The 6,689-nt window shown below is 60.0% G+C and carries 4 protein-coding genes; all 4 read left to right on the top strand.

Annotated elements, in window-relative coordinates; genetic code table 11:
* The coding region (locus VFQ24_01475; GenBank protein HET9177010.1) for an efflux RND transporter permease subunit at window positions 1–2,702 on the top strand (2,702 nt) is incomplete at its 5' end.
* Between the two features lie 200 nt (window positions 2,703–2,902).
* On the top strand, window positions 2,903–3,559 hold the full coding sequence (locus tag VFQ24_01470) for a (2Fe-2S)-binding protein (protein HET9177009.1): 657 nt from the start codon (window positions 2,903–2,905) through the stop codon (window positions 3,557–3,559).
* The gene (locus tag VFQ24_01465; GenBank protein HET9177008.1) at window positions 3,546–5,714 is read left to right on the top strand and encodes a xanthine dehydrogenase family protein molybdopterin-binding subunit; all 2,169 of its coding nucleotides are present in this window, start codon (window positions 3,546–3,548) and stop codon (window positions 5,712–5,714) included. The genes VFQ24_01470 and VFQ24_01465 overlap by 14 nt, the downstream gene beginning before the upstream one ends.
* Complete coding sequence (locus tag VFQ24_01460) at window positions 5,714–6,688, top strand: FAD binding domain-containing protein (GenBank protein ID HET9177007.1); 975 nt, start codon at window positions 5,714–5,716, stop codon at window positions 6,686–6,688. The genes VFQ24_01465 and VFQ24_01460 overlap by 1 nt, the downstream gene beginning before the upstream one ends.
* Window position 6,689 lies beyond the last annotated feature (1 nt).

Here is a 6,689-nt window from a genome sequence, read left to right as displayed (position 1 = left end):
GGGCCGCACAGGTTCAGGTGTATGGACAGCAGAAATTCGCCGTGCGAGCGCAGCTCGATCCCAACCGCCTCGCGGCGCTTGGTATTGGGTTGGATGAAGTCGCGGAGTCCATTCAAAACGGCAACGTGAACCTGCCCACCGGCACGCTGAGCGGGGCGCGACGCGCCTATTCGGTTGAAGCGAGCGGTCAATTGGAGAATGCCGCGGCCTATCGGCCGTTGACCATCGCTTACCGCAATGGCGCTCCGGTGCGGCTCGATTCCGTTGCGCGGGTGCTCGACGCCACGGAGAACGACAAGTCCGCCGCCTGGGTGGGCAAGAATCTCGAGCGCGGCATCGTGCTCGCGGTTTTCAGGCAGCCGGGCTCCAACGCTGTGGAGCTTGCCAACGCCGTTCGCGCGGTATTGCCCGCGCTGCGCGATCAGCTGCCGCCGGGGCTGAATCTGCGCATTCTTTACGACCGCTCGCAAACCATTCAGGCCTCGGTTCACGACGTGAAGATCACGCTCCTGATCTCGCTCGTGCTCGTCGTGATCGTCATTTATCTCTTCCTGCGGTCCGCGCGCGCGGCATTCATTCCGAGTATCGCGATTCCACTGTCGCTCGCCGGCACCTTCGCGGTGATGTACCTGTTGAATTTCAGCCTCGACAACCTTTCGCTCATGGCGTTGACGCTGTGCGTGGGCTTCGTGGTGGACGACGCCATCGTCATGCTGGAGAACATTGTGCGGCACATGGAGCTGGGCGAAGGCGTGATGGAAGCCGCGCTGAACGGCTCGAAGGAAATCAGTTTCACCATTCTTTCGATGACCTTGTCTCTGACTGCCGTTTTTATTCCCATCCTCTTCATGAGCGGGATCATGGGGCGCCTGCTGCACGAATTTGCGGTCACCATCATGAGCGCGGTGCTGGTGTCGGGGCTGGTGTCACTGACGCTGACGCCCATGCTCTGCAGCCGCTTCCTGCGTCATCCGCGAGAGCAGAGACACGGCCACTTGTTTGAAGTTTCCGAGCGATATTTTAATTATTTTCGGGACGGTTATGACTGGAGCCTGCGCGGCGTTCTCCGGCATCGTTTTCTGGTTCTTGTCGCATCGATCCTTATCCTGGTTCTCACCGGATACCTGTTTATACTGATCCCGAAAGGGTTTTTGCCCAGCGAGGACAGCGGAGGAATTTTTGCTTTCAGCATGGCGGCCCAGGGCACATCATTTGAGCAAATGAAGAAGATCCAGAGGCAGGTCGCCGATATCGTTGGGGACAACACGAATGTGAGCTCGGTGTTTGCGCTGGCAGGCGCCGGCGGGCCTTCCGGCGGCAGCAATTCCGGGATCTTCTTCGCCCATTTGAAGGACCATCCGTCCGCCAGCCAGCAATTCATTGCCGGATTTAAGAATTTCCTCCATATTCCTCACAAGCCCTTCGGCCCCGAATACCGGATGGTCGACACGGACGCAGTTATTCAGCAGTTGCGTCCCAAGCTTGCCACTATTCCGGGTGTGTTAGTCTTCATGCAAAATCCTCCGCCCATCCAGCTCAGCGCGCACCTGACCAAGAGCCAGTATCAATACACTCTGGAGGGGCCGGACACCACGGAGCTTTACCAGGTTTCAAAGAATATTGAAGCGCAAATCCGCAAGCTTCCGGGTTTCCTGGATGTGACTTCCGACCTCGAGATCAACAACCCGCAGGTGAACATCCATATTGACCGCGACAAGGCCCAGACCCTGGGGGTGTCGGCGTATCAGATCGAGAACGCGCTGACCACCGCCTACGGGCAAGGCCGTATTTCAACGATCTATGCTCCCAACAACGAATACTGGGTGATTTCCGAGCTGGAACCCCAATACCAGGCCAACCCCAATGACCTGTCGCTGCTTTACATCCGATCAACCAGCGGGCAGCTCATTCCCCTGAATACCGTGGCCTCCATCACGGAGGGCCTCGGGCCGCTTTCCGTCAATCACTTTGGCCAGCTTCCCTCGGTGACCATCTCCTTCAACCTTGCGCCGGGAGTGGCCCTTGGCGACGCGGTCTCGGGAGTTGACCGGATCGCGCGTGAAGGGCTTCCGGCTGACATCAGCGCGAGTTTCGAAGGCACGGCCCAGCAGTTCCAATCGTCGCTGGTCGGCCTCGGCATTCTGTTGATTGCCACCGTCCTGGTTATTTACCTGGTCCTTGGCATCCTCTACGAAAGCTTTATCCATCCCATCACGATCCTGTCGGGCCTGCCCTCGGCGGCCCTCGGCGCTCTGGTTACCCTGCTGGCCTTTCATATGGAGCTCGACCTGTATGGGTTTGTCGGCATCATCATGCTGATTGGTATTGTGAAGAAGAACGCCATCATGATGATTGACTTCGCGCTCGACGCCCAGCGGACCGGCGGCAGGTCAACGACGGAAGCCATCTATCACGGCGCCATCGTTCGTTTCCGTCCCATCATGATGACGACGTTTGCCGCCCTGATGGGGATCCTGCCCATCGCCCTCGGCCTGGGCGCAGGCGCTGAGTCACGCCGGCCGCTGGGTATGGCCGTGGTCGGCGGCCTTATCTTCTCGCAGATTATTACGTTGTATATCACCCCCGTGTATTACACGTATCTGGACCAGTTCCAGCACTGGCTTGGCAGCCGGTTCCAGCGCCGGCGGGCTGAGGGTGACGTCGAGGCCCCTGCGCCGGTCCCGGAATCCGTCCACGGCTGAAACGGGGCAGGGACCGAGCGACCGTTGGCATGAACCATAAAACTGCATACACCTCAGAAATTCGTGGTGGGAATATTTCCTGGTGGTATAATACTGCTCTCTTCATGCAATTAGAAGGCTGGATGTCTGGTCTGCACAACGGCTTTTAGATCCTGAACACAGAAACTGGCGGAAGTTAAAAACCCAACAAGGAGCCCACTATGAGACGGAAAAAGGACCGGCACGGGAAAGCTGGGCCGGAGAAGTCTGCATTGACGCGCCGGGATTTCCTGAAGGGGGCCGGTGTTACGGTATCGGGCAGCCTGCTGGTTGGCGGCGCCGTCGCAAGCGCCGCACCTCCCGGCTCGGAGGCTGGATTTGTAGGCCCAGGGGCCGTTCCCGTAACTCTTCGCGTAAACGGAAAGGTCCACAAGTTGAATCTTGAGCCGCGCGTCACGCTGCTGGACGCCTTGCGCGACCGGCTGTCGATCACCGGTTCCAAAAAAGTTTGTGACCGCGCCACCTGTGGGGCCTGCACCGTGATGATTGACCGCCAGCCCGTCTACGCCTGCACGGTGCTGGCCATCGAGGCCCAGGGGCACAACATCACCACCATCGAAGGGCTCGCCAGCGAGGGAAAGCTCGCGCCGGTGATGGAAGCCTTTGTCCAGCACGACGCCCAGCAGTGCGGATTCTGCACGCCGGGCTTTGTGATGGCCTGCACGGCTTACCTGGAGCGAGACCAGAATCCGACGATGGAAGAAGTTGCCAAGAACCTGGGTGGGAACATCTGCCGCTGTGGGACTTACCGGGGCATCCGGCATGCGGTCCTTGAAGCTGCGAAGGGAATGAAGGGAGGCGCTCATGGCAACGTGTAAATATGATTGGCCGCCGGAAGGACACCGCGAGTTGATCGGGAAAAGCATCGAGCGGATTGACGGTCCTGAGAAGTCGAGCGGCCGGGCCCAATATACCTACGACACCAACCCGTCCGGAAGACTGATCGCCAAACTCTGCAGTTGCCCCTACGCCCATGCCAAAGTCACCTCGATTGACGTTTCTGCCGCTGAGAAGCTTCCCGGCGTGAAAGCAGTCCTGGTTGTTCATCCGGCTGGAGATGAAATCCAATGGGCCGGGGACGAAGTTGCGGTGGTTGCCGCTACAACGGAGGAAATCGCTGAGGACGCGGTCCGCCTGATCAAGGTTGAATATCAGCAGCTTCCGCACCTGGTGCGCGACGAAGATTTGCAAAAAGCGCAGGATGCCGGCCGGACCAAAGAGGGCGGCGAGCAGACGGCCGGCGACCCGGCCAAGGCCTTCCAGGATGCCGATGCCGTCGTCTCCGAAGGCACTTATGGTGTGCCGGTGATCACTCACTGCTGCCTGGAGTCACACGGAAACGTGGTGGAGTGGCCGGATGCGAAGTCGATCAGGATCTGGTCATCCACGCAGAACGTTTCCGGCGGTCCCGGCCAGTTGGGCCAGGGACTGCGATTGAAGAAAGTGGACGTTGAAGACAACAACATTGAAACCATCTGTAACTACATTGGGGGTGGGTTTGGCAGCAAATTCTCTCCCGACCGTTGGGGCATTGAAGCGGCGCAACTTTCCAAGATGGCGGGCGGCGCGCCGGTCCGGCTGATGCTGGACCGCGACAGAGAATTGATGATGGCCGGATGCCGTCCTTCAGCCTACGCAAAGGTCCGTGTAGCCGCAACGAAGGACGGGACGCTGACGGCGTGGGATTCGGAGTCCTGGGGGACCGGCGGCCCCGGACCGGCAGGACATCCTCCGCTGCCTTACGTCATTGAGCCTCCCAACCGCCACTGGAAGCATACGGCGGTCCTGGCCAATATCGGCGAAGCGCGCGCCTGGCGAGCGCCAAACCATCCTCAGGGATGTTTGATCACGATGAGCGCCCTGGACGATATGGCCCACAAGCTCCAGATGGATCCCGTCGAGCTTCTGTTGAAAAACGTGAATCTGGCGCCGGAAGTTCTGCGGAAATCGTACACAGACGAGCTGCACAAGGCTGCGGAACTTGCCGACTGGAAGAAGAACTGGCATCCCCGTGGCGACAAAACCGCCGGGCACGTCAAGCGAGGCATGGGCGTGAGCATGCACACGTGGGGCGGACGCGGCCACAACAGCACGTGCAGCATCACGATTCGTCCGGACGGTTCTGTCACCGCGCAACTGGGAAGCCAGGACCTGGGGACGGGGACCCGCACCGTGATTGCAATTAGCGTGGCGGAGACGCTTGGCCTTCCGGTTGATGCGGTGAAGGTTGAGATTGGCACCAGCAAATATCCAGCCTCGGGCGCGAGCGGCGGAAGCACCACGGTGGGCGGAGTCTCCACATCCACGCGCCGCGGCGCTGTTGATGCGCGCGATGAACTGTTCGCCGCGGTAGCTCCATCACTCGGCGCTCAACCCGCGGACCTGGAGGCCTGGAATGGAAAGATCCAGGTGAAAAGCGATCCCTCGAAGAGCCTGACATGGAAAGAGGCCTGCGCCAAACTGGGAGTGAAAACCGTTCAGACTACGGGCAGAAATCCCGGTCCCTGCCACCTGGGTGACAGCGGCGTGGGCGGGGTGCAGATTGCGGACGTCTCGGTGGACACGGAGACGGGCCAGGTGAAGGTGAACCGCCTCGTCGCCGCGCAGGACTGCGGCCTGATCATTGACATGAAGACGGCCGAAAGCCAGGTGTACGGCGCGCTGATCATGGGCGTCACTTACGCGTTGTTTGAGCAGAAAGTGATGGACGAGACGCTCGGTGTGATGCTTAACCCGAACATGGAGTTCTACAAGCTGGCCACGATCGGCGATTTTGGAGAATTCATCGTCCACATGATGACAGGGCCTGGATATGATGAGCGAGGCGTGATCGGACTTGGCGAGCCGCCAGTGATTTCTCCCGGGGCGGCCATATCCAATGCTGTCGCCAATGCCATCGGCGTCCGGGTACCTACTCTTCCACTGACCCCTGACAAGGTCCTTGCGGCACTTGAGAAAGGAGAGATGGCCTGATGCAAGCCTTCGAATACGCAAGTCCAAAGAGCGTGCAGGGCGCCGTCAAGCTGCTGGGCAGCAGTTGGGGCGGCACCGAGATTATGGCTGGAGGAACCGACCTGATCAGCGCCATGAAGGACGGGGTGGTGACTCCCAAACGCGTGGTGAGCCTGAAGAATGTGAAGGCGCTGGACCAGATTCGCACGTCAGGAGGATTGCGGCTGGGAGCGCTGGTGACCATCCGCCAGCTCCTGGATTCTGCGGTCCGGCAAAATTACCCCGGAATCTACCAGGCGGCGGATGGCGTTCGCGGCGAACAGATGCGCCACATGGGAACCGTGGGCGGCGAACTGCTTCAGCGGCCCCGTGACTGGTACTTCCGCAATGGGTACGGCCTGCTGGCGCAGCACGATGGCAAGCCGCTGATTCCCGACGGCCAGAATTACTACTCGGCTATTCTGGGCAATTCCGGGCCGGCCTATTTTGTAAATCCGTCCAGCCTGGCTCCCATCCTGATTGCGCTGGATGCCAAAGTGACACTGCACGGACCGGAGGGCCAACGCGAGGTGGAACTGAGCAAGTTCTACCAGACGCCAAAGTCGGAAGACGAACGCGAATACGTGATCAAGCCGGACGAAATCCTGACAGAAATCACGGTGGCGGCCGGTGGCGCCAAAACTGCGACGTACGAAATCCGGGAAAAGGAGGGCCTGGACTGGCCTCTTGCGGCCGCAGCCGTGGCGTTGCAGATGGACGGAAACACCGTGAAGAGCGCCCGCGTGGTCCTAGGGCACGTGGCGCCCGTTCCCTGGCCCTCTCCTGAGGCCGAAGAAGCCCTGAACGGGAAGGAACTTAGTGAGGAAGTGGCGGACGCTGCCGGCAAAGCGGCGGTGAGCAAAGCGACGCCCTTGAGCCAGAACGGTTACAAAGTGCAGCTCGCCCGCGTAGCCGTAAAGCGCGCCCTGATGAGTGCAGCGAAAGGAGAAGCGTGAT

This window comes from Terriglobia bacterium, from assembly GCA_035712365.1.
Taxonomy (GTDB): domain Bacteria; phylum Acidobacteriota; class Terriglobia; order UBA7540; family UBA7540; genus SCRD01.
This window is presented reverse-complemented; position numbering and strand designations above follow the sequence as displayed.

What these genes read in the sequence shown, in the direction of transcription:
- VFQ24_01470 (HET9177009.1), top strand. Translation starts at nt 2,903, where the DNA reads ATGAGACGGAAAAAGGACCGGCACGGGAAAGCTGGGCCGGAGAAGTCT.
- VFQ24_01465 (HET9177008.1), top strand. Translation starts at nt 3,546, where the DNA reads ATGGCAACGTGTAAATATGATTGGCCGCCGGAAGGACACCGCGAGTTG.
- VFQ24_01460 (HET9177007.1), top strand. Translation starts at nt 5,714, where the DNA reads ATGCAAGCCTTCGAATACGCAAGTCCAAAGAGCGTGCAGGGCGCCGTC.